Annotated in this window: 21 protein-coding genes; 14 read left to right on the plus strand and 7 right to left on the minus strand. The window is 67.2% G+C overall.

All coding sequences use genetic code 11. The features are described from left to right. Nucleotides 1-65 precede the first annotated feature (65 nt). A complete protein-coding gene (gene mobF, locus ACYVKX_RS16285; protein WP_460834516.1) occupies nt 66-3,587 on the minus strand; it encodes a MobF family relaxase in 3,522 nt (1,173 codons plus the stop codon). A 283-nt stretch (nt 3,588-3,870) separates the two neighbouring features. On the opposite strand from mobF, the gene ACYVKX_RS16290 reads away from it, so the two are divergent. After that, nucleotides 3,871-4,965, plus strand: a complete 1,095-nt coding sequence (locus tag ACYVKX_RS16290) for a DNA cytosine methyltransferase (RefSeq protein ID WP_460834518.1) — start codon at nt 3,871-3,873, stop codon at nt 4,963-4,965. 6 nt (nt 4,966-4,971) lie between these two features. Here ACYVKX_RS16290 and ACYVKX_RS16295 read toward each other — a convergent pair whose 3' ends face one another. Next, nucleotides 4,972-5,553: a sugar O-acetyltransferase gene (locus ACYVKX_RS16295; RefSeq protein WP_460834521.1), complete on the minus strand. Its 582-nt coding sequence runs from the start codon at nt 5,551-5,553 to the stop codon at nt 4,972-4,974. Between the two features lie 47 nt (nt 5,554-5,600). Then, nucleotides 5,601-6,536, minus strand: a complete 936-nt coding sequence (locus ACYVKX_RS16300) for a LysR family transcriptional regulator (RefSeq protein ID WP_460834523.1) — start codon at nt 6,534-6,536, stop codon at nt 5,601-5,603. Between the two features lie 120 nt (nt 6,537-6,656). Between ACYVKX_RS16300 and ACYVKX_RS16305 the strand changes: the two genes are divergently transcribed. The 5 genes from ACYVKX_RS16305 (at nt 6,657) to ACYVKX_RS16325 (ending at nt 13,491) form a co-directional block, all read left to right on the plus strand. Then, the gene (locus tag ACYVKX_RS16305; RefSeq protein ID WP_460834526.1) at nt 6,657-7,865 is read left to right on the plus strand and encodes an MFS transporter; all 1,209 of its coding nucleotides are present in this window, start codon (nt 6,657-6,659) and stop codon (nt 7,863-7,865) included. A 125-nt stretch (nt 7,866-7,990) separates the two neighbouring features. After that, nucleotides 7,991-8,803 (plus strand): helix-turn-helix transcriptional regulator, encoded by an 813-nt coding sequence (locus ACYVKX_RS16310; RefSeq protein ID WP_460834528.1) that lies wholly within the window; start codon nt 7,991-7,993, stop codon nt 8,801-8,803. Nucleotides 8,804-9,029: 226 nt separating this feature from the next. Beyond that, the gene (locus tag ACYVKX_RS16315) at nt 9,030-9,740 is read left to right on the plus strand and encodes an ArdC family protein (protein WP_460834531.1); all 711 of its coding nucleotides are present in this window, start codon (nt 9,030-9,032) and stop codon (nt 9,738-9,740) included. 80 nt (nt 9,741-9,820) lie between these two features. Next, nucleotides 9,821-11,023 carry a tyrosine-type recombinase/integrase gene (locus ACYVKX_RS16320; protein ID WP_460834534.1) on the plus strand — a complete coding sequence of 401 codons (1,203 nt, stop codon included), beginning with the start codon at nt 9,821-9,823 and terminating at the stop codon, nt 11,021-11,023. After that, complete coding sequence (locus ACYVKX_RS16325) at nt 11,020-13,491, plus strand: tyrosine-type recombinase/integrase (protein WP_460834537.1); 2,472 nt, start codon at nt 11,020-11,022, stop codon at nt 13,489-13,491. Before ACYVKX_RS16320 ends, ACYVKX_RS16325 begins: the two co-directional genes overlap by 4 nt. A 75-nt stretch (nt 13,492-13,566) precedes the next feature. Here ACYVKX_RS16325 and ACYVKX_RS16330 read toward each other — a convergent pair whose 3' ends face one another. After that, on the minus strand, nt 13,567-14,154 hold the full coding sequence (locus ACYVKX_RS16330; protein WP_460834540.1) for an RNA polymerase sigma factor: 588 nt from the start codon (nt 14,152-14,154) through the stop codon (nt 13,567-13,569). After that, nucleotides 14,103-14,861: a hypothetical protein gene (locus tag ACYVKX_RS16335; protein WP_460834543.1), complete on the minus strand. Its 759-nt coding sequence runs from the start codon at nt 14,859-14,861 to the stop codon at nt 14,103-14,105. The genes ACYVKX_RS16330 and ACYVKX_RS16335 overlap by 52 nt, the downstream gene beginning before the upstream one ends. A gap of 308 nt (nt 14,862-15,169) precedes the next feature. Here ACYVKX_RS16335 and ACYVKX_RS16340 point away from each other — a divergent pair, with 308 nt between their 5' ends. From ACYVKX_RS16340 to ACYVKX_RS16375, 8 genes are all read left to right on the plus strand, one after another. Next, nucleotides 15,170-15,472, plus strand: coding sequence for a hypothetical protein (locus ACYVKX_RS16340; protein ID WP_460834547.1), 303 nt, complete (start codon nt 15,170-15,172; stop codon nt 15,470-15,472). After that, entirely contained in the window at nt 15,469-15,933 is a 465-nt protein-coding gene (locus tag ACYVKX_RS16345; protein ID WP_460834550.1) for a hypothetical protein, read from the plus strand. Before ACYVKX_RS16340 ends, ACYVKX_RS16345 begins: the two co-directional genes overlap by 4 nt. Next, nucleotides 15,930-17,657, plus strand: a complete 1,728-nt coding sequence (locus ACYVKX_RS16350) for a type IV secretory system conjugative DNA transfer family protein (RefSeq protein WP_460834552.1) — start codon at nt 15,930-15,932, stop codon at nt 17,655-17,657. Before ACYVKX_RS16345 ends, ACYVKX_RS16350 begins: the two co-directional genes overlap by 4 nt. Nucleotides 17,658-17,698: 41 nt before the next feature. Continuing rightward, nucleotides 17,699-18,697, plus strand: a complete 999-nt coding sequence (locus tag ACYVKX_RS16355; protein ID WP_460834555.1) for a DUF6011 domain-containing protein — start codon at nt 17,699-17,701, stop codon at nt 18,695-18,697. A 97-nt stretch (nt 18,698-18,794) separates the two neighbouring features. Continuing rightward, entirely contained in the window at nt 18,795-19,208 is a 414-nt protein-coding gene (locus tag ACYVKX_RS16360; protein WP_460834557.1) for a single-stranded DNA-binding protein, read from the plus strand. Nucleotides 19,209-19,220: 12 nt separating this feature from the next. Continuing rightward, the gene (locus tag ACYVKX_RS16365; protein WP_460834560.1) at nt 19,221-19,757 is read left to right on the plus strand and encodes a hypothetical protein; all 537 of its coding nucleotides are present in this window, start codon (nt 19,221-19,223) and stop codon (nt 19,755-19,757) included. 118 nt (nt 19,758-19,875) lie between these two features. Continuing rightward, complete coding sequence (locus ACYVKX_RS16370; protein ID WP_460834562.1) at nt 19,876-20,175, plus strand: hypothetical protein; 300 nt, start codon at nt 19,876-19,878, stop codon at nt 20,173-20,175. Beyond that, on the plus strand, nt 20,175-21,485 hold the full coding sequence (locus ACYVKX_RS16375) for a hypothetical protein (RefSeq protein ID WP_460834564.1): 1,311 nt from the start codon (nt 20,175-20,177) through the stop codon (nt 21,483-21,485). The genes ACYVKX_RS16370 and ACYVKX_RS16375 overlap by 1 nt, the downstream gene beginning before the upstream one ends. Before the next feature lie 44 nt (nt 21,486-21,529). Here ACYVKX_RS16375 and ACYVKX_RS16380 read toward each other — a convergent pair whose 3' ends face one another. Both ACYVKX_RS16380 and ACYVKX_RS16385 read right to left on the minus strand, forming a co-directional pair. Further along, nucleotides 21,530-22,726 carry a tyrosine-type recombinase/integrase gene (locus ACYVKX_RS16380; protein WP_460834566.1) on the minus strand — a complete coding sequence of 399 codons (1,197 nt, stop codon included), beginning with the start codon at nt 22,724-22,726 and terminating at the stop codon, nt 21,530-21,532. Nucleotides 22,727-22,732: 6 nt separating this feature from the next. Next, entirely contained in the window at nt 22,733-22,960 is a 228-nt protein-coding gene (locus tag ACYVKX_RS16385; RefSeq protein ID WP_460834569.1) for a helix-turn-helix transcriptional regulator, read from the minus strand. Between the last annotated feature and the right edge of the window lie 245 nt (nt 22,961-23,205).

Here is a 23,205-nt window from a genome sequence, read left to right on the forward strand (position 1 = left end):
TCGGACAGTCCTCTGGGGTCACGTCGCGAGGCGGACGACGGCGAGTGGAGTCGACACAGTCGCTCCTACAGCCGAAGCGCCGGGAGCTGGGCGCGGTTGCGGGATGGCTGGTCTCGGACGACTTGCTCGCGGACGTGAGCAAGTGCTCGATGTGCTCGTGCGGCGTCGATCTTCTGCGCGGTGCTCTCGGGCGGTGCGCCGAGCGGGACAGGCCCGGTGATGCTGTAGCGGTCGCGGTAGGCGACCACGGTTCGGGCGTGGCGCAGCCAGGTCGCGGCGGCGCGCTCATCCTTGGGCGGCGTGCCGAGTGCGGCCGTCCAGCTCTCGCCGTCGTTGAGGGCTTGGTCCAGGATCGCGTCCGCGCGGGTTTCGATGAGGTCGCGTCGTTCAGTGAGCGCCCTGCGCATGTCGGCGGTCATGGTGCCGGTGGCTTCGGGGATGAGCCCGACGATGAGACGTGGGGCCTTGCGGGCGCGCCCGGAGCCGGCCGGGCGAGTGGTCGCTGTGGCGACGCGGTGGTGGAGGACGGCGGCGATGTCGTCGGCGTCGCCGAACCCGCGAGCTCGGACCAGTCGTGGCAGCAGTGTCGTCACGTCGTGGTGGTTGGCTTCGGCGCGGCGGAGCTCGACGGCGAGCGCCCCGAAGGCGTCGGAGGCGATCGCGTCGTCGGCTTCGTCATCGGTGAGCCCGGAGGCCCGGACGAGGGCGACCCAGCGGTCGTGTTGGGCGGCTGCGGCGATGGTCTCGTACTCGGCGGCGAGCTGGGCGATCGAGGCCCAGGCGTCTTGCTCGGCGGTGATGGTCTCGTGTGCGGACAGCTCGGCGCCGACGTGCTGGAGGACTCCGAACAGGACGCTGCGGCCGGTGGCTTCGGTGTTGTCGCCGGGGTGCGGTCCCTCGTGTGCGGCGTCGGGCTTGTCGACCGCGACATAGGCGATGTTGGATTCGCGGCCGCGGGTGAGGGCGACGTACAGGTTCTCGCGTGTCATGGCGGCGTCGACCAGGACGTGCGCGGTGTCGGTCGTGATCCCCTGCGCCCGGTAGGACGTGACGGCATAGCCGAGGTCGAGGTGTTCGGCCACGTAGTCGGCCGGCAGCAAGACCGAGGCGCCCCAGCGGCGGCCGGCGCGGCGGAGGGTGACCGATCCGTCGTCGCGGACCTCGGTGACGGTCCAGCGGTCGCCGTTGCGGACCCAGGCTCGGCCGGCGCGCAGTCGGCGGTCGTTGCGGCGGGTGATGACGGTATCCCCGGTCGCGGCGCGGGTGCCGTCGTGCAGTTCGACCTCGTGCGGGCCTCGCACGGTGCCGTCGAGGATCAGGTCAGTCCGGGCGCGCATGTTCAGCGCAGTCACGGCCTCGTTGGAGTCGGTGACCAGCACGGTTGCCTTCCCGGCGAGCATGTCGGCGCGCCACGCGGTGTAGGCGGCGTCGGTCATCGCCTCGGTGTCGCCGTCGAGAACGCGGCCCTGGTCGATGTAGGTGTCGATGACCTCGGTGCGGCCGTGCCGCAGCGTCAGGGAGGCGGTCTTCTCCCAGGCGTGGGTGAAGCGGTGGACATCGACGAGCTCGGGCGCGTCGTCCCGATCATGCACGAGCATCCCGAAGGCACCGCCGGCATCGACGGACTGGAGCTGGGCGTAGTCCCCGACCAAGAGCACCTTCGCTCCCGCCTCGGCCGCCAGCGCGGTGATGCGGTCCAGCGACAGGGTGCCGGCCAGGGATGCCTCGTCCACGATCACGAGCTGACCGACGCGGAACGTCTCGCCGGTCACGAGGTGGTTCTGCCACCACTTCGCCGTGTTCTCGGTGCCGATGCCGAGGTCGTCGGCGAGGACCTGCGCCGCCACCGCCGATGGCGCCAGGCCGACCACGGACCCGGCGCCGTGCTCGCGCTCCCACGCACGGCGTAGCGCGTTCATCGCGGTGGTCTTGCCCGCGCCGGCCGGGCCTACGAGCACGTCGACCTGGCGACCGGAGACGGCGACCTTCGCGAGTGCGGCCGCTTGGTCGTCGCCGAGCATCCGGCCCTCGCGGTCTGGCCGGCTGGCGATCTTCTCGACGGTCACCAGCGGCACGGTCGGGCCGGTGGTGGTGCGGGCGCGGTCGAGAAGCCGGTCCTCGGCCGCCAACAGCAGTTCGGAGGAGAACACCGTGGAGTGCTTCGGCCGGAACACCGACGTTCCGTCCTGCCGCTGGAACACGGCCGGGCTCGACGCGAGCTCGGGTGGCGTCAAGCGCAGCGACGCGGCCTCGGCGGCGTCCACGACGAGCCCGACGACCGCCTCGCGGTCCTCAACGGTGGCGAACCGGTAGCCCATCGTCTGCCGGGCCGCCTCGGCGGTCAGGTTCCATCGCCGCCAGGTGGACCGCTTCTCCCCGACCGCCTCGACCACGCTCTGCCCGAGATTGGCGATCACGTCGAGCGGCACATCGTCGGCCCGCAACAACAATGGCGCGTCGTTCGCGACGACGGCGCGCGCCCACGCGGTCGGGTTCGATCCGAGGACCCGGCCGGCGCGCGCTCGCCAGTCGGCGGTGAGGTCGGCCAGGGAGTGGACCTCCTTCTCTGGCCGGGTGCTGAGGGCGGCTTGGGCGCGGAGCTTCATGATCGTCGCCGGTGACGGCCGCCGGCCGTGCGAGGTGACATAGGCGTCGATGAGTCGATCGGTCTCGGCGTCGATGTGCCGCGAGCGCGTGGAGAACTCGGCTACCAGTTCCTCCGGCACGGTGGTGATCGCCCACGCCGGGTTCCGGTCACGGCCCATCTCGCGGGCCTCCCACTCGACCCCGAACGTGCGGGTCAGGTGGTCGGCGAACACCGCCTCGTGCAGTTCGGACAGCGCCACCACGGCGGCGTGCATCGGCCGGCCGTCCAGCGAGCGCCACTTGCCGTCGAGGACGGTCTGGACCTTGTTGCTGATGACGACGTGCGTGTGTAAGTGCGGGTCGCCGGCCCGGCTGTCGTAGTGATCGAACGCGGTAGCGATCAGCCCGGTCACATCGACCTGCGCAACCGCACCGTCGCAGCCGGTTGCACCGGTACGCGTGGCGGCAACCTCGCGCTCCATGAACGCAACCACCTCCGCAACCGCCGCATGATGCGCGTCCGCGATGAGCGCCTGCGTCCCGGCGTCCGCGACCGCCCACAACACCGAGGCGGACTTCGGGATCGAGAAGGTGAAGTCGAACCTCGCAACCGCCCGCCGCCTGCCGCGCTCGGCTTCCTCGGCCTCGATCGCGGCGACCGCCTCGGCCCGTGCGACCGGGCCGAGCTCGGGGTCGAGGGCGGCGGTGCGGTCCTCGATCCGCTCAGCCACGGACTTGTAGGCCGGGTAGGCGCGTCCGAGCGGGTCGCCGGTGATCGGGTCGCGGCCCATGCCGACGAGGAGCTGGAGCTGGGCTTCGGAGACCTGATCGCCCTCTGCGATCCGCCCGCTGCCAAGCCCAGCCAGACCGCTCCCGAGCCAGCGGCCGGGCGGTGTCCCTGCCTCGGCGTAGTAGCGGGTCAGCGGTGTCGAGAGGGACCTGTCGCCGTCGCCGGCCGCGACGGTGCGCAGCAGGTACTTGTAGCCATCGCCCGCGCTCATCACGCGCATCGAAACCGTCACGCGCCCGACCTCCACCGCTGCTCGCGGGGAAGGTGAGCGGCGCCGGTCCGGTCGCATCTGATGCGACTCGGGACGGTTCAACCTCGATCTGCAAGAGGCGTGGTCGCTCAGAGAGGAGGTGAGAACGACTGCTCCGGCGGGCTGTCCGGGAGAGGTCGAGCGAGCGGAACGCGAGTGGCGACGAGCACCTGGCAGGTGACCAGCCCGGCATCGAGTTTCCGAGAGGACGACGGCCGGGGTTCACGAGCCTGCCGGAGTCCTCATGCGCGAACCGAACGACACCGACGACGAACGGCGTCTGCGGATCGGATCGCTGTTCTCCGGCTACGGCGGACTCGACCTTGCCGTTGAGGAAGTCTTCGACGCCCGCACCGTCTGGTTCTCCGAAATCAACGAGCCTGTCGCCTGCGTCTTCGCCCACCACTGGCCCGACGCCCCGAACCTCGGAGACATCACCGCGATCGACTGGAACAGGGTGCCGCCGGTAGACATCCTCTGCGGCGGCTTTCCCTGTCAGGACGTGTCCACGGTCGGGAAGATGGCCGGCCTTGGACCCGGCACCCGCTCCGGCCTGTGGGCGCACATGGCAACGGCGATCGAGGTGCTGCAACCCGAGTGGGTCGCAATCGAGAACGTCCGCGGGCTGCTCTCCGCACCCGCGGCCCGCCCGCGCTCCGAAGGAGACGACCATGAGCGACGCAACCCCGCCGAGGCAACCCCCGGTGGCGCAACCCTTCGCAACCTGGAACCCGATCCGTGGCGTCTGGGAAACGAGTCAGCCGGACCTCTACGGGCACTTGGCGCCGTACTCGGAGACTTGGCCGACCTCCGGTATGACGCACGATGGATCGGCCTACCCGCTTCCCTCGTCGGTGCACCCCATCCCCGGTTCCGCATCTTTGTCCTCGCCAAGTGCGCTGTTCCGCACACCACTCGCTTCGGACTCCGCGAGGGGCGGCGAAACGCTGGATCAAGTGCGAGCTCGACGCGGCACGATCGCTCTCTCCCACCAGATCATCGACCTCGCTCTCAACGGACCGCCTGGCTCAGGCAGGAGACGTGGCGGATCGGAGATGCTGTGGTCTTTGATAGGGGACATCTTCAACGCTGGGGAAACTATGCACATGTCATCGCCCGATGGGAGCACATCACCGGACGGTCAGCCCCCGCCCCCGCCCTCCTGAGCGACGGCGCTGGTCCGCGTCCAGCACCAGAGTTCGTAGAGTGGCTTATGGGACTCAATCCCGGTTGGGTTGTTGACTCGATGTACGGGCTCACGCAGAACCAGCAGATCACCGCGCTCGGCAACGGAGTGCTCCCACTCCAGGCTGTCGCTGCCCTCACAAGGTTGCTCTAGAGGTCGTCACTCCCAGCGTCGACGCACTGTGGCCTTGCTGCCAGCCACAAGGCTTGCCGGTGGAACGTCGTCGGTCACAATCGCTCCGGCGGCAATCACGGCGTCGCGCCCGATGCTGACTCCGGGCAGGATCGTGGCGCCAGCGCCGATCCACACGTTCTCTGCCACGTCGATGGGCGCGCCGGTGAGGTACAGCCGCCGCTCACCAGGGTCAACGGGATGGCTCATGGTGATGAAAGTTGCCTTCGGGCCGATCATCGTGCCCGCCCCCACCCGGATGCCGGCGTAGTCCAGGAACGTGCAGTTCTGGTTGATGAACACCCGCTCGGCCAGATCCAAGCGGAGACCGTGATCGGTGTAGAAGGGTGGATAGATCGTGACCCGCGCCGGGAGAGGCCGGCCCAGGATCAACTCGAACAGTTCCGCCTTGCCCGCCTCGTCCTCGAAGGGAAGGACATTCAGGCGCGAGGTGAACTCGGTTACCCGCAGGACCCTTTCACTCATCGCCGTGAACTCAGGGCTGAAAACCCGCTCGTCTGTCCCTTCGGGTTCGGGACTGTGGATGCGCATGAGAGGGTCGATGGGCATGGCTTGATCCTTTCTGAGGTGCTGGTCCGCGGCGGATTCGCTAAACGTCAGCCTTCAACGTCCTGCGCCCATGTCGGTGTCCACGCATCGCGATTCGTTCGGCTATCCCGTGCCGATGCCAGGTAGTCGAGGAACACGGTCAGCGATGGGTGCGGATTGTCTCTCCGCCAGATGATCGAATGTGGATACACCGGCGTGGGGTCATGGAGTGGGATGAGACGCAGGTCGTAGCTTGCCGGCCAGACGAGTCGTGGCGCATCACTGACAATCGTGGCGAGGTCTGAGGATTCAGCGAGCGCATCCAGAAGCGCCTCGGTTCCGAAATTTGGGCCGATGGCGTCGATCGTGAGGCCGAAGGTGTCGGCGAACTCGTCGTAGTACGCCGCCCATTCTGTGCCTGGCGTGTTGCCAGGCATCCAAATGCGATGCCCGGCGAGCTGTTCTGGTGAGAGTCGGTGGGCTGAGGTAAACACGTGTTTCGGGCCGACAAGGAGTTGGAGCGCATCATCGAGCGTGCGGACGCTACTCAGATCGTTTGGGAGTTCACCTTTCAGTGCTCGGAACGTAGCGTCGAGTGTTCCATCTTGCACGGCCTCGATCGCAGCCTTCGCATCCATGAGAGTCACAATGTCTAGCTCGATTTCAGGGTGGTCGTGGTGGAAATCACGGACTAGCAAACCGGGCGCGATCCGGCGACTGATCGTGTCGATCCGAAGGGCTCTGTAACCGGGACGAACGGATGCGATGGCCCGGTCCTCGACGGCTAGCAGGTCTCGGGCGTGTGGGAGGAAGGCTTTCCCGTCCAGGGTGAGCCGCACACCGCGGGCAGCGGCTCGAACGAACAGTCGTACCCCCAGCTCTCGTTCCAGCGCCGCGATGCGCTTGGACACGGCCTGCTGGGTGATCGCCAGGTCGGCCGCAGCCTCCTGAAACTGCCCAAGGTCCGCCACGGAGACGAACGTGCGCACGACACCGAGGTCCATCCCGTCAGTCTATCCAAACAACTAGAGGTTGTACGAATCCCGCGATGTCGTTGTTTGCATCGTTGTCTCTGGCGTTGGTTCGTTGGGACAAATCAACTAATGGTTGTCGAAGGGGTGTAGATGCGTTCGGGTCGGTTGGGGAGTGACTTCGACCGCCTGTGGGCTGCCTATGCGTCCAGTTCGTTCGGCACCGGGCTCGCGTTCGGCGCGCTCCCGCTGATCGCTGTGCAGGTCTTGCACGCCGATTCCTTCGAGGTCTCGTTGCTGGCAGCAGCCGGCCTCGCGGTCGGTTCGGTGGTTGCATTGCCGCTGGGACCGTGGATCGAGTTCCATCGTAAGAGGCCCCTGATGGTCGCGATGGACCTCATCCGGTTCGTGGCGATGGCGAGCATTCCGGTTGCCTTCGCGCTCGGTTGGCTGACCTTCGTCCAATTGCTGGTCGTCACGATCATCAGTGCGACCGCGAACATTGCATTCACTTCGGCCAGCGGTGGCTTCCTCAAACATGCGGTCGCGAACGACTTGCTCATCGTTGCCAACAGTCGCTTCGAGGCAACGACATGGACAGCAACAGCGGCAGGGCCGCCCTTGGGCGGACTGCTCATCAGCGTATTCGGCCAAGTCACGACGGTGATCGCCAACGCCATCAGCTACTTGGTGTCCGCATCCGCTCTCCTGGCCATCTCCGGCCGTGAGCCACGTCCAGCACGCCCGGCTAACACCAGGCTCCGATTCTCCGACATCACCGAAGGGTGGAGGTTCATCCTCTCCGACGGTCCGTTGCGATCACTATTCCTGAACACGACCGCCGTGAATGGTCTCATCATGGCCACCGACCCGCTTCTCGCGGTGCTCCTACTCGGCCAATTCGGGTTCGAGGCGTGGCAGTACGGTCTCGCCCTCGGCTTGCCGTGTCTTGGCGGACTTCTCGGTTCCCGTCTGGCTCCGCGACTCGTCGCACGATTCGGCCCACAAAGTGTTCTCTACGTCAGCGGCATCCTGCGCGTCTGCTGGCCAGTAGCTCTAGTCTTTGCGCAGCCTGGGCTACAGGGCTTGCTCACGGTGATCGCCGTCGAGTTTGCGCTCATCGCCAGCATCGCCGTCTTCAACCCAGTGTTTGCCACATATCGGCTCCAGAGGCTCCGGCCAGAGCAAGTCGCACGAGCCCTCACAGCCTGGCGAATCAGCGGCAACGTAACCATCGCCTTGCTGACGGCCACCTGGGGCGTGCTCGCTAGCTTCGTCGGCGCCCACGCCGCCATCGTGCTCGCCGGCGTGGCTCTACTGGCGACGCCTGCATTGCTCTACCGGCGCGGTTACGACCTGTGACCCTGGACGCTGATCGCAGGCAGCGAACACGCGCCCCCACGGCGTACTCGCCCATCGTCGCCCGGACGTGCACGATCCACGAGCCGATCAGCCCCGCCTCATACGACTGTGTGAGGTTGATTGCCGTGAGGAACGGCTCAGCGATCCTGCTCAGTGAGTTCGGCGAACGGCCGATAGCGGTTGGCGATGTGATCGCCTTGGGCGCACATACCCTGTGCGGTAGCGAACCAGAGGGCTGGGTCACGGTCACCACGATCTACCTCGATCGCGACTATCTCGCAGATCAGGTGTTCTGGCAGCATGCCGGCTTGCTACGAGACCGGCTCGACGCACAGGACTTCATGGACAAGGTCTACGCCGAACCCGCTCAGATTCTCCGCCTCGGTGAGGACCGAGCTGGGATGCTCATGCCGTGGCTGGACGAACTGGTCGCCCTTAGCATCGACGGCCCTGGCCCTGAACGGTTCTACCGAATGCAGGCGCTCTTGTTCGCCGTGCTTGATGTCCTAATCCCGTTCGTCAAGATCACCGTGGTACCCGCGTCGGCCAGCCAACGCGCGTGGATCATCCCCACTGTTCCGCGCCACCGGATGTTCGGACCCTTGCGTGTCGAAGCCGCGGAGGCACGGGACCTACTCCACAGTTCTCCGAACGATTCGTGGACGCTCGGTGCGTTGGCGGAGCGGGTGCATCTATCGCCAAAGCAACTGACGAGGGTGTTCACGGAGGCGTACGGCAAAACGCCGTCGGCGTATCTGACGATGCTGCGTGTCGAACGCATGGCACGCCTGCTTCGTGAGGACGAGCTGAGCGTCTCTGCGGCTGGGAGGGCGGCCGGTTGGTCCAGCCGGAGCCGCGCGGCGGAGGCGTTTCGTCAGTCTGTCGGCGTGACCCCGCAGCGATATCGGGCCCGAGTCCGAGCCGGTACGCGCAACTGACCGGGATCAGGACATTCCTGTAGTCGATATGGACACCATCACCGTTCCGCCGTCCGTTGCGGGACTTGGGCTGGTAGTCCGGTAGGGACTCGTCGGGTTCATCGCGGAGCCTGTCGGTCGCAGCCTCGTTCCGTCGTCCGTCTCGTCTCCCTGATCCTCCCGGCGCACCTCATGGTCGCAAGGGCCGCTGGCACACGCCGTTGGCCCCGCCGGGAGGAGGTCAGCGATGGGGACGACAGCCGAGGAGGCCAGGGCCGCGCGGGACGCGAAGCTCGACGCGCTGCATGAGCGGCTGACCGGCGCGGTCGAGGCGCTGGTGTCCGGGGATGACTGGCGGCGCGCGTTGGAGTTCGCGGCGCGGTTCCGGGCGCGGTCGTTCAACAACACGCTGTTGACCTGGTCGCAGCACCTGGCGGCGTTCGAGCAGGGCCGGGTGCCGGACGCGGTGCCGTCGTACGTGGCCGGCTACAAGCAATGGCAGTCGTTGGGCCGGCAGGTCACGAAGGGGCAGCCGGGCTACATGATCTTCGCTCCGGTCAAGGGCCGGTTCGCGACGACGACTCCGCAGGATGCGTTGTCGTGGCGGCGGCTGGGCCGGTTCGAGAAGCCTAAGCCGGGTGAGGTCGTGCGCTCCCGTCTCGTCGGCGCGCGCCCGGCCTACGTGTGGGACGTGTCGCAGACGGCCGGCGTCCCGGTGCCCGAGCGGCCCCGGCCGGTGCTGCTGGAAGGCGAAGCGCCCAAGGGGCTGTGGGATGGGCTGGCGGCGCTCATCAAGTCCGAGGGGTTCACGGTCCTGCGGGTCGAGCACGAGGGGACGATCGGCGGCGCGAACGGCTTGACCGACTACGCGGCACGGACGGTCGCGGTGTGGACGAACATGGACCCGGCCGCGCAAGCGAAGACGCTCGCGCACGACCTATTGACCGCACCAACCTGAGCGTCCTGAGCCGTCCTCGAGCGAGCCGTGCCGGACGACTCGCCGGCGATGTTGGATGTCCACCGGCTCTAAGCCTGCACGTGCTGGCGTTCGTCGTCGCAACGAACGAGGAGTGGAAGGTCGCAGGGATGGATCGTGATGTGACGGGACTGGTTGTCCCGGCCATCGGAGCGGTGGCCAGCATCGAGGCGGCGCCGGGCACGGCGCTACTGGATGTCACGGGTGAGCCGGTCAAGGAGGTCAGCGAGTTCTTCGCCACGATGCTGGCCTCCGGCGCGAGCGTCAGTTCGCTGCGTTCCTACGGCTTGGCACTTCTGCGATGGTGGCGCTTCCTGGCTGCGATCGGGGTCCCGTGGGAGCGTGCGAGTCGGGTCGAGGCGCGCGACTTCGTGCTGTGGATGCGACTGGTTGGTCCAGCCGGTCGGCAGGGCGGATATGCGCCGGCGACCATCAACCACGCGCTCGCGGTGGTCAAGATGTTTTACATCGACCGGATCAGCGCTGGCGACGGGCCGCTGATCAACCCAGTCCCCAACGCCAGCCATCGGGAGGGACGAAGGTCGCAATCGCACCACAACCCAATGCAGCCCTTCGCGCCGGGCCCGCGGGCACCGTTCCGGCAGAGGATGCCCGAGCGGATCCCGCGCCACCTGCCGGATCGGCTCTTCGATGAACTGTTCGCGACGTTGCGCTCGGACCGGGACCGGGCACTGCTGGCGTTCTACGTTTCGACTGGCGCTCGTGCCTCGGAACTGCTCGGCCTCACCGTGGACCGTGTGAACCCCGGCGACCAGCGCATCGGGGTCCACCGGAAGGGCTCGGGACGGTTGCAGTGGCTACCGGCCTCAGCGGACGCATTCGTTTGGTTGCGGCTCTACGAGCAGCAGGCACAGCGCCCGGACGGCGAACGGGCGTTGTGGCTGACTCGGCGCCATCCGGTGCGTCCGCTGACTTACTCCGCGGCACGACGCATGCTGCAGCGCGCGAACGAGTCGCTGGGCACGGCATGGACGCTCCACGATCTGCGACACACGGCCGCACAACGGATGATCGACGACCCGAAGATGTCGCTGAGCGATGTGCAATGGGTGCTGGGCCACGCCCACATCACCACGACCCAGATCTACCTGCGTCCGCGGGAGGAAGACGTCGTGGCCCGGGTGCTCGCCCATCACCGCGACCGGGCCGAACCTCCGACCGCACCACCACCACCGTTGTCGGTGGCCGCGGCAGGCTACTCAGCCGAGGTGCTGGCTGTGCTGTTCGGCGGGCCGCGGCCATGAGCGACCACATCGACGCGGTCGCTCATCTGCAGAGGGCCGCGCGTCCATCGCGCCACGTTCCCATAGACAACGGCGGTCTACGCCCCAAGGCGCCGACCCCGCAGCTGCCGACTCCGGCGATCGCCCGACCTTCCGTGTGGGCCGCCTCCCAGGTGAGCTACGAGGAGGTACTCGCTGCGGTCCGCGACCTGGAGATCGCGACCGGGGCCACGCAGAAGCACGTCCGCAGCCAGGTGCTGTTCGCGGAGACCCTGCTCGAGTGGCTGCTGAGGTTCCCCGGGGAGTCGTGGCAGCAACGGTGGCACGCCTCCGGGGCGGACGCGGCCGGGAGGGACTGGACCGACTTGGTTGGCGAGCCCGACAGGCACAAGCACCTTGTCGCGGCAGCGGGCAGGCTGCTGATGCTGGACGTGATCCGGCCCGACTACTCCTGGCTCTACGCCACCCAGGCGACACCCAGGCTTTACGAGCGTTTGCGGGCGCTGCGTGATCCCTCGGGGTTCGCCAACATGGAGCGTCTTTGCGACGCTGACGCACGGATGTTGCCGAGCGACCGTCGCCAAGCGTTGAATCAGCTCACCAGGATGCTGGTCCACAACGGCGGCACGTTGGCCGACATCACCTTGTCGGACTGCATCGAGGCCCACCGTGCGCAAGACGGCTACCGTGGCCGGTCCCACCCTCGCTGGTACACGCTGCTCCGGGAAGCCTCAGTCCTGCCGGCGGAGAGCCCGCCGACTATCTTCGCCGCTTCGCGGCGCGGCCAGCTGACGGTCGAGGAGATGGTCGACCGCTACGACGTCGTGTGCCGCCCGATCCGGGATGTGTTCGTCGCCTACCTTTACGAGCGCCGGGCCGCGATGGACTACAACTCCATCCGCTACCTGGCGGCCAAGCTCGTGCTGCTGTTCTGGCGCGACCTGGAGATCCACGAGCCCGGCATCGACTCCCTCCACCTGAGCGACGAGGTCGCCCGCCGTTGGAAGACGAGACTCAGCGGCCCCGTGCTCTACGGCAGTAATCGAGTCGGGAAGAAGCGCGAGGACCCTTACACGATCCTCATGGCAGTCCGTGCCTTCTACGCCGACCTCTCCCATTGGGCGCTGGAGGACCCTGCCCGATGGGCGGCGTGGGCCGCACCTTCGCCAGTCGACTCCCGCGACCTGGCTGGCATGACCAAGATGCTCAAACAGTCCCGGTCACGTACCCACCAGCGCATCCGCGAACTTGCGCCGCTGCTTCCACGGCTCGTCGACGCAGCCCGCGACCACCGAGCCGCAGCCAAGGCAGTACTCGATGCCGCCGCCGCGACGCCACCTGGCGAGCCGTTCACCGTAGCCGGGCACACGCTCCGACGAGCATCCCTCAGCGACGACGGGAGCAACGGCACGAAGACCAGCCGTGGGCACGTGTACGTCGAAACTCCTGCGCGCGGCGGCACCGGCGGCCGGCCGCATGACAGCCGACGAAACCTGAGCCTGGAGGCCGACCGGGCGTTCTGGGCGTGGGCGCTGGTCGAGGTCCTGCGGCACACCGGAGCCCGTATCGAGGAAGTCCTTGAGATCACCCACCGATCCTTCGTGTCCTACCGGCTTCCGGCGACCGGTGAGGTGATCCCGATGTTGCAGATCACCCCGTCCAAAACCGACAAGGAACGGCTGCTGGTGATCGGGCCAGAGCTCGCGGTGGCGTTCGCCGAGATCGTCTCCCACGTCCGTGGCGGCAACGCGCAGTTGCCCCTGGTCAGCCGCTACGACAGCGCCGAACGCGTCCACAGCCCAGAGCTTCCGTTCCTGTTCCAACGGCAGTGGGGCACAGGCAGGATCGCGATGAGCTCCTCGTACGTCGTCAAACTGCTCGACGAGCTGGTCACCATCGCGATGATCGCCAACAACGACGGAACTTCGGCCAAGTTCAGCCCGCATGACTTTCGGAGGATCTTCGCTACTGAGGCCGTCGCGTCCGGCCTGCCGGTGCACATCACCGCCAAGATCCTGGGCCACGACTCGATCGCGACGACCCAGACATACGTCGCGGTCTACGACCGAGACGTGATCGAGCACCACCGTGCCTACATCGCCCGTCGACGGGCACTTCGACCCTCGCAGGAGTATCGCGAACCCACCGACAGCGAATGGGACGAGTTCCTCGGCCACTTCGCCCAGCGCAGACTCGAGCTCGGCACCTGTGGTCGTGCGTATGGCTCCGGTTGCCAACACGAACACGCCTGCATCCGCTGCCCGATGCTCCGCCCCGACCCCGCCCAGCACGACCGGCTTCGGGCCATCATCGACAGCTTGGAGGAGCGGATCGCCGAGGCCACCAAACGCGATTGGCTCGGCGAAGTCGAGGGCCTGCGGACCAGCCTCGCCGCCGCCGAACAGAAGCTCACCCAAATGCAGCGCACTGCAACCAACCTCGGCATGCCGAGGTTCCCGCCCAGGCCTGACGTTGAGCACCAGACCTGATTTGGCGTCCGCTGGACTCCACGGCGCCCAGGCGAGCTTCCGCCCTGTCATACCTCGCATCCGACGCGCGTCGGTCTACCGATCGGCTGCCGTAGTTGTCGGCTCAGCACTTGCCAACTCCCGCAACGCGGGATGCTCGGCCAACGCACGACGTGCTCGGAGCAGTCGCATCCGAGCAGTCCCAGGACGCATCCCGAGGACCACCGCTGCTTCGGCAACTTGCAGCTGCTCCCACTCCGTGAGGCGGATGAGCTCGCGATCGGTCTCTCTCAGGCTGTCCAACGCCTCGTGTACGGCGCGGTCCCGGTCCGTTCGTGTGACAGCCGACGTACCTGGGTGTGAATCGAGCAGTCGGGCTCGTTCCTCCTCGGCTTGGGTGCGTCGGGAGACTGTCCGGCGCTGAGAGAGCAGCAGACGTCGGGCCGTGCCGAAGAGCCACGCTCGCCGCAGTTGCTGCTCCGGCAGATCAGCCATCCTCTGCAGCGCTACCACGAACACCTCGCCGAGGAGGTCCGTTCCACTCTGTCCGGCCCGCCGGTACAGGTACCCGTGGAGTTCAGCCGCGTGGAATTCGTAGAGCTCCGCGATGTCGGCTCGGGTGGCCACCTTATTCAAGGTCGCGTTCCTAGCCCGAGGTCGGTGGTAAGCCCATCTGGCATGCACGACGAGTTCCCGAAGAGTGCGTCGCGGGCCACGCGTGGCCGGTCTGCCTCGATCGCCCGTTGGACGTCCGGAAGCCAGGCGAACTCGGACTCGTTGGCCATCTCCGGATCTGTGTCGGTGATGGCAGGCCATGTGGTCGCCGAGAGAACGACCTCGGATGCCGCGCGTTGCGTTTCGACGTCTCCAGAGCGGAGCGCTGCAGCCCACTGGTCAGTCCATGAGCAGATCGCGTGGCCGGCCATCCAGAGCCGAATGGCACCAGAGGACACGATCGGACCAGACTCGCCCTTGAAGTTGTCCGCCTCGAAGTCAAGCGAGCGCTGGCGCGCCTCATCAGAGGGAAAGCGGATGTCCCTGGTGATCTCGTCGACGACGTGAGCAAAGTCCGGAGCCGCCGGATCGAGCCGCTCGCCCGGACCGCCCAGTTCCTTGTCCTCGGCGTCAACAGGGCCGATGCCCGTGTGGGCGCTGTAGACCGCGGCCGTAGCGACCCCGGCGCCGCCGATCGCAAGCGCAGCGATCGTGCCGGCGACAACTGTGCGCCGAGACCTGTGTCGACGCTGCTTCGCCACCGTCGGCCGGTCCTCGATCCTCTGCCAGAGGGCGTCTCTCTCGGCCGCGGTGAACACCGGGACCTCGGGAGTTGCCTCGCGAACGGTGCGGCCTACCCAGTCCCACGCCGGCGGGTCGTTGGTCTTCAGCGCCATGAGTCCTCCTCAAACGAATGCTTTCACTATTGGAGTGTCGGCGCGTCACACACCAGACGCTGGACGACATCGAGTTGCGCCCCGTCATTCCGCTGTTCAGTTCGGGCAGCGCCGTGTTCCGCAACTGTCGGCAGTCGTGAACGTCGACCCAACAAGCACACCTGAAGGACATGACCAGCTGCAGCGCAATCACTCGTCGGCCTTGGTGCAGAAAAGAACTCGGCCATGTTCTCCTCCACGCGCCACCGGAGAGTGCCCTGTCGACCGAGTCCGCCGCCGACGCGACCCTGCACCGTGGGATCGCCGAGGTGGAAGCCGAATCAGTCGCGCTCATGGTCGGTGCCGCCCACGGGCTCGACACCTCCTCCTACACGGTGCCGTACGTGTCGACCTGGGCAGCGAGCGTCCCGGGCAAGAACCCGGTCGAGGTCGTGCAGTCGACCGCCGAACGCGTCCGCGCGACGGCGCTCGGCATCCTCGACCAGGTCGACACGAAGCAGGTCGGCGACGGCAACCCGCCTGGGCTCGACCGAGAAGCGCTCAGCCACCGGACCGGGACAACTCCTGTGACCACCGACGCACGCCGCGATGGGGCGGTGCTCGGGCTATGAAGATCCCCGTCGTGCTGAGCGTTGTTCACGTCGCCATCGATGCCGACGGCGTGCTCGCGGTCGACCTCGATGGTGTCCCGCTCGATTCGGAACAGGGCAGGACCCGTGGCGATCTTCGCGCGGTCATCGACGAGATCACCTCGGACCTCGGAGCGCCCGTTCGCGTCGAGGTGCGCGAGGCCGACGGCTCGACGTACGCCGACATCGCGACTCCCCCACCGTCCTCAGCGCCAGCCCCCGCGGAACCATCACCTCGCTCGCCACGTTCTGCGCTCGCGGGTGCCGGGTTCCAGCCCGGCGAGGAGGTCGCGTTGGCGTACGTCGTGGTTCGCCAGAACGCCGATGCTGAAGGCAACGCTTCACTCAACTTGCCGCCCGCACTGCTCGCCGCCACGCGCGGTGCCCTCGTGCTCGTCGGGATGACCTCCATGACAGTCACGCCCTTCGAGGCGCCGGCATGAACCCTGCCTCACGTGGCGCGGATGACGAGCTCGTGAACCTGGCACTTATCGGGCTCATGGCGGCCTTCGCACTGGCGCTCGTACTCCGCGCCGCAGCAACTGCCGCCGCCGTCGCAACGGGCGCGACCGCGCCCGAGGGCGGGATCGCGAGCGGACTCCGGGTCCTGACCGATCCTGGACGGCCGGCGCGAGCATTCGAGGCGCCCGGGCTGTCAGCGATCGCGTACTGGACCGTGGTGACGCTGCTCATCGGCGTCCTCGCGGCGGTCGCTTGGTGCGTGTGGCGATTGGTCGCTCGCGTCCGGCACCGGACTGCTCGAGATCCCCACCGCATCCAGGGCACCGCAACCGCGCGAGACATCGACACGACCGCATCGAAGAAGGCCCTGGTACGGCGCGCCGCGACCCTCCGCCCCTCGATCCGCCACCCCCGCGCGCACGATGTCGGCTACCTGATCGGGCGCAGCCGCGGCCGCGAGATCTGGGCCTCGGTCGAGGACTCGATCCTCGTGATCGGCCCGCCACGTTCCGGCAAAGGGCTGCACCTCGTCATCAACGCCATCCTCGACGCGCCCGGCGCCGTCGTCACCACCTCCACCCGGCCGGACAACATCGCCGCCACCATCACCACCCGCAGGGCGCGAGGGCCGGTCGCCGTCTTCGACCCTCAACACCTCACGGCAGGGCTGCCCGCCGTCGACCGCTGCGGCGTCCGATGGTCGCCGATCCGCGGCTGCGAGCAGCCCCTGACCGCGATGATCCGCGCTTCAGGGCTGGCATCGTCGACCGGACTCTCTTCCGGCGGCACGGAGTCCGGCGGCTTCTGGGAAGGGAAGGCCCGCTCCGCCCTCCAAGCACTCCTCCACGCAGCCGCGCTCGAGAAACTTCCGACTCGCGCTCTCTTCGAATGGTCGCTGTCCGCGTCTGCCGCAACCGACGCCGTCGGCATCCTCGCCAGCCACCCGCAAGCCGCTGCAGGATGGTCGGACTCGCTGGAAGGCATGATCAGCTCCGACCCGCGCACACGTGACTCCATCTGGATGGCCGTCGCCCAAGCCCTCTCCTGCCTCGCCGACCCTGCCGTACTGGACGCTGTCAGTCCCGAGGCGGGCGAGGCGTTCGACCCACGCGACTTCCTCACCCAGAACGGCACGCTTTACCTACTCGCCACGGGAGCCGGCGCGGGAGCCTCGTGGCCGCTCGTCGCCGCGTTCATGGAAGACCTCGCTGAGGTGGCCCGTCACCTTGCCGCCGCGTCACCGGGCGCACGTCTTGATCCTCCCGTACTCATGGCGCTCGACGAGATCGGCAACCTCGCACCGCTCCCCTCCCTCCCGGTCCTCATGGCCGAGGGCGGAGGCACCGGCATTACGACCATGCCCGTCCTCCAGTCGCTGGCCCAAGCCCGCAACAAGTGGGGCGACCATGCGGCCAGCACCATCTGGGACGCCTCGATCGTCAAGGTCATCCTCGGAGGCGCCTCAGCCTCCAAGGATCTCCAGGAGCTTTCTGTCCTCATCGGGGAACGTGACGAACGCACCGACACCGTCAGCATCGGCGACTACGGCCAGCGATCGCTCCAGCGTTCGACTCGACGTGTCGCTGTGATGGCACCGGAGCGCATCCGGACCCTGCCGTTCGGCACGGGCCTCGTATTGCTTCGCAGCGCGCCGCCGATCGTCACTGATCTCCGTCCTTTCACGGCACGGCAGGGCTTTGGCTGATTCCCAGTTGGGTCTCGGAAGCCTGTGGAAGGATCTCGATCATGCCTGCCGCCGTTCCCCCTCGGGCGTCTGGACGCAAGAGGGACCCGGTAACCCGGCTGGCTGCGAACCTCATGCAGGTGGAAGCCTGGGCGCGCAAGGGCAAGCTCGACCGGGCACGCGACATGCTCCAAGCTTGCAAGGTTCTTCACCTACCAGCTGTGCCGGAAGAACTGCGCGAGCCTTGGGAGCGAAAGATCCGTCTTCTCGACGACCAGCTCCCGAAGACGACGTGGGATCCCTCTGGTCCGAGTTCGTCTGACACGCCGCACAGGCGTCGCCACGATAGGCCTCGACCTACGCCGACGAGTACGGGCGATGTTGCGGAAGAACCAGTAGCAGTTCGAAGCCCTGTCTGGGAGCGCCTGGCAAGGGCACTCGACGACCGCCGCACTGAGGCAGCAACCTTGACGGTCTCCGAGTTCAAGGCTCGATTCGACTACGTAGCGGCCGAACCCGGGGTCCAAATCTGGGCAACACTCCGAAACGCTCCGCGCGCTGCTTGGTCCGCCCACCACGAGAGCCGCTTCATCCGGGACGCCCGTGCGATCGCGCCCTCAGCGCTGCGTCTTGTTCCCGTCGATACCGCGCCTGATGATGCCTCCGCTTGGCTCCTCGTATGGGCCTTCGTATCCATCCCGGACGCCAGAGTCGCCGTTAAGAGCCACTTCCTCGAGGTCTCGCCGGACACTGCGCCAGAGTTGAAGGTCGAACGCCATCCGTTAGCGGCTGCGGCGGAGTTTGATCGTGCAGTCGAACGGTTGGGCAGTCGGCAGTACCGACCGGGACAGGGCCGCAAACGGTTCGCGGTAACCACATGCGCGAGGTGCGGCCAACCGCTGTCCGATCCGAACAGCGTCATCCTGGGCATAGGCCCAGACTGCCTCAAGTACTTCGACCCGACGGTGTTAGCCGCGGCCAGGCAGTGGAAGCCCGGATCAGTCCGTGCAGTCGGGCGGACAACCAAGAACTTCCTGGCTGCCGTGACTGGGGATTGGTAGCCAGGTCGGCTGAGTGCCGAGCCGTTCTGGTTCGTTCGACGCACCTCACTTCTGAGCGCAGCGCCGTCAGGGCGCCGCCCGAATATCAGGAGTCAGGATGTCCATTCCCACCCAGATGAGCCTGGTCGGCTTCATCGCCTCAGCACCCGAGCTTCACTTCACCAAGGCCGGCGCCGAGTGCTGCCGGATGCGCGTCGGCATCGAGCAATGGCGCAAGGAGATCGACGGCAGTTTCACGAAGCTCGACCCCACCTTCCACGACATGATCGCCTTCGAGAGCACCGCGCGCGAGGCCTACGCCCGCTTCCGCAAGGGCGACTCGTTCGTTGCGAGCGGCTACGTGCACGAGTACGAGGTCGACGGCCACGAGGGCAGCGTCATCAAGGAAGAGTTCGTCGCCCGCAAGATCGGCCACAACGCCAACAAGACCGACTACGTCGTCCAGCGCGGTCGTCATGCTGCCGATCGGCCCCTCTCCGCTGTGCCGCAGCCACCCGCCGTCGGACTCTGACCGGACCCTGCGATGAGCGCGTTCCCGGAGGAGCCTGACGACGGTGAGGCCTACCGCAGCGTGACCGACCTGCTCGAGCGCCCCCCGGCCCCGATCAATTGGAACCTCCTCGACGCCGAGCAGGCCGAGATCGAGTGGCAGGACCTCGACCATTGGGTGAAGTGGCTCAAGAGCACGTTTGGCCTTCCACCCAACATCGTGCCGCCGTATTGGCACCGCCACGACGAGCTCGTCTGGGAACTCTCCGCTCTCCATTGCCACTGGCTGAGCTGTTACCACGAGTCGGCATCACCATCGGCTCCGATCGCATGGATGCGCGACTTCGCTGACGCTCGCTACCGGCTACGGGACTGGGTATCGATCTGCGGCACTCGGCTCGATCGCGACCGTCCCACACGCCAGACGACGTGGCCCGGTGAAGCGGCCCCCGAGCCAGGCTCCGAGATCGAGATCCGGAATCGGGACGAAGACTTCGCGGCATTCGTGCGAGAGGACGTGCTCCGCAGGCGCCGGATCGCGGCCATCGCCGACCAGCAACTCATCGGCTGAGTCGAGAAGCACGCCATGGCCAGCCTGTGCTCGGACTCATCCACAGAAGTCCGAGCAAGCGAACGCCAATCACGACTGCCCACTCAGAGTCGGTATCCGACCCACTGAAGGAGGGAAGATGCTTCTCCCCCACGCACAGACGCTCGCTCAAGCGAGGTCCTACGTAGCGGCCCTCGCCGACCAGGCACTGAAACTCGACGCCTCCTCCGCGTACGAACGCGTCCTCCTCGAACTCGACCGCGTACACGGCGACGAATGCCCGGCACTCGATACCGAGGACCTCACCGACGACAGCGCCATCCTCCTCGCGTGCGCGCACAGCGCCATTCAGGAACTCGAGGACCACGGCGTCGACGCCTTGTCGGTCGAGCTGATTCTCACGATGCTCGTCGACGCACACGACCTGGACATCGGCTGATGTACGGCGAGAACGGCGCCCAGATGCGCGCGGAACTGGCTGCACTCCTCCGCCAGCACCGAATCATGCGCCGCCTCGCCGCAGAGTCACCGGTTGAGCGCGCCACGGCGGGGCAACAGATCCTGCGATACCGACAGTCCGTTCTCGTCTGGTGCGCGCAGGCCATCGGCGTCGCGCGACCGCTCACCTTCCCCAATGTCCCACAGAAGCCGGCCGACCCGTTCCGCGCCGCGAGCGACCATGGCGCTGCAGTGGCCGAACTCGCTCGAGCCTTGGAGGCGGCTCGCGGTCAGGCGACGACGCGGCCGGCGTCGAGCCAGGATCTCGCGACCCCGAGCACAAACGGCGTCGTCGAACACTGGCGTCTCGCAGCACGCGCTGCAGCGCTCGCAGAGCACGACACGGCGCCCGACCAGGCGATCCACCTCACCGCGGCGCAGGCGCGAACGATCGCAGGGGACGTCGCGGCCATCAGCCAGGCCCTCGTCGTACTCGACCGCCGATACCGCAACACCCCCGGCTGGGACCCCATCGCCGGCTGCGATCGCCTCGGTTGGGCTGCGCTCGCCACGGCCTTGGACGTCAGCCTTGGGCAACCCGACTACAGCGTCGACCAGACCGGGTGGCGACCGCGGACCAAGCCCATCGCAGGCCCAGCAAAGCCGGGCGTCCTCGGCGTCCTCCAGGCCGAGCACAACCTGCTCGTGAGGCTGGCGTCCTTCCCCGACGCGATGAACCTGCGTCTGGTCGTCGACTCGCAACGACTGCTCAGCGCCGGCCTGGTGCCATACGCCCAACGGATCGACCCCGACCTCGCTGGGCAGTGGGGTGCGCGGGCAGAGACCTACTCGCGCATCCAGCGCGAACTGCGCAACGTCGGAGGACGGCTCGGCAACGGCACGGCCGCCGCGGGCGAGGCCGCCAACGCCGTCAGTCGCCTGAAGTCGCTCAGAGCAGACACCGTGATCGAGCCGAGGATGCTCGGCGGCTTTCAGACGCTCTTCCGTCGGGTCGATTCGCGCATCACCGACATCCTCGAATCCGGAGTCGAGCGAGGCGCGTTCGTCCAGCGCGTGACGGTCCCACGACTGGTCAGCGGCGACGGACGCTTGGTCCACCCGGTCCGCGAACGGTTCGTACCCGTCGCCCGAGCAACGGATCTCGATGTCATCAGAACCGCACGCGAACATCTGCGACCCCCGGAAGAGCCCACCGTCTCGTCAGCGGGCACGAGCCGGGCAGACCTCCACGCTGCCCTCGTCCACCGTCCGCCGACGAGCGCGTCTCGACGCGACACGCCTCGCCTTTGAGTTGCCGGCAGCGAAGCCAAGGCCAACGGTTAGCCACCGGGCCGCTAGGTCCCGCCGTCCGCTCGCTTGGGGGCCAGCGACTCGAGGATTTCTGCCGTCACGGGATCCACTGCCTCGTCCGGCTCGATGTAGTGCTCCTTGGTGATCTTGGACGAGCTGTGTCCCAACAGCTCGGCTGCAAGGTCTGGGCCGCTCGCCCTGTCGAGGACTGTCGCGACTGTGCGACGGAAGGCGTGCGGCGTGACACCTTCTATCCCTGCGTCGGCGAGGACTGCCCTGAGCCGGCGCCGAATGTTGTTCGTCGTCAATGGAGTTCCGTTGCGCGTGAAGAACAACAGGTGCTCGGGATCCTCCTGGCCGACGACAACAAGCCGCTCCCGAATGACCTCGGCCACGAAGCTCGGCACCGACACCACGCGCGTCGACTTCTGCGTCTTTGGGTGCGGCTGACGGTAGGTGGGCTTGCCGGCGGGCGACACGATGGTGCCGCAGATTCGCACAGTCGCCGGGGAGACCGTCACATCGACGTCGCACCGCCTGATGGCCAGGACCTCCCCGATTCGGGCGGACGTGCCCAGCATCATCTCGATGATCTGCTCGAGCTGGCCATCGGGCGGCGGGCCCGGAACCCCCGGTCCGCGGCGCCAATTGCGCGTGGCGTGGCGGATCGCCTCAACCTGCTCCAGTGTCAGGGCCATCGTCTCCGAGGGCGGCTTGTGGAGACGGGCCGTGTCGCGGACGGGGTTCTCTCGGAGTGCGTCATAGCGGACGGCCAAGCCGAGCGCGAGGCTGAGGACTGTGCGTGCCTGCTTGGCGGTGCTGTAGCTCTTGGCCAACGCCAGGCGCTTGATGAACTGGTCCACCTTGCGCACGCTGATCTCGCGCAAGAGGTAGTTCTCGAATGCCGGCAGGACGAGCTGGCGCATGTTTCGCTCGTACAGCGCCCTCGTGCTCTCCGCGAGCTTGCCCTGGAGGTCGAGGTCCTCCAGCCACACGTCGACCAGGTGGCTGAATGTGCTGTCGGGCGTCAGCTCGCCGAACCCGGCCGAATAGCCGCCGCGGAGCGCGAGCTTCTCCTTGAGGCGGTGTTCAGCGCTCTTGCGAGTGTCGCCGCTGGCTTCGACCCGTCGCAGCCGCCCGTCGTGATCCCTGAAGCGCGTCCTCGCTCGCACCGTGCCGTTGGGAAGCGTCGTGAACTCGAGCTCGCCGAATGTCCCGATTGGAGTGCGGGGCCTAGCCATGCCGGATCACTCCCCGGCAATCCGGCGCTTGGGGAGCTCGCGTTGCTCGTCCAGCCACGCCTGGACATCCGACAGCGCGAACTTGAGGTGGCGACCAATGTGGATGCAGGCAGGGCCGCGGCCCGACTGGCGCCACTCGTAGATCGTCTTGACCGGGACGCCGAGGTACTCGGCGAGCTCGGTGATCGACACGAGCGGGTCGAGCCCGCTCAGCGGATTGGTCTCGGTCTCCATGCCCACTAGGTGGGGCCATCCGACCGGGCACTCCGGTGATGTTCGGAACGGCTACGACACGTCCGGACGACTGGCCAGCGGCCACGCCGTCCGACACCTCAAAGTGGAGGGTTTGTGGTGGATGGATCAATTCTCAAAAACTTTCAGGCCCGGGATTCACGCTGAATCCCGGGCCTGATTGTCAAGGGCCAGCAGGAACTGCCCAGTGGCGGACATGAAACCTGCCCGCTGACGGTCACGAGATC

This window comes from Nocardioides hungaricus (assembly GCF_054782915.1).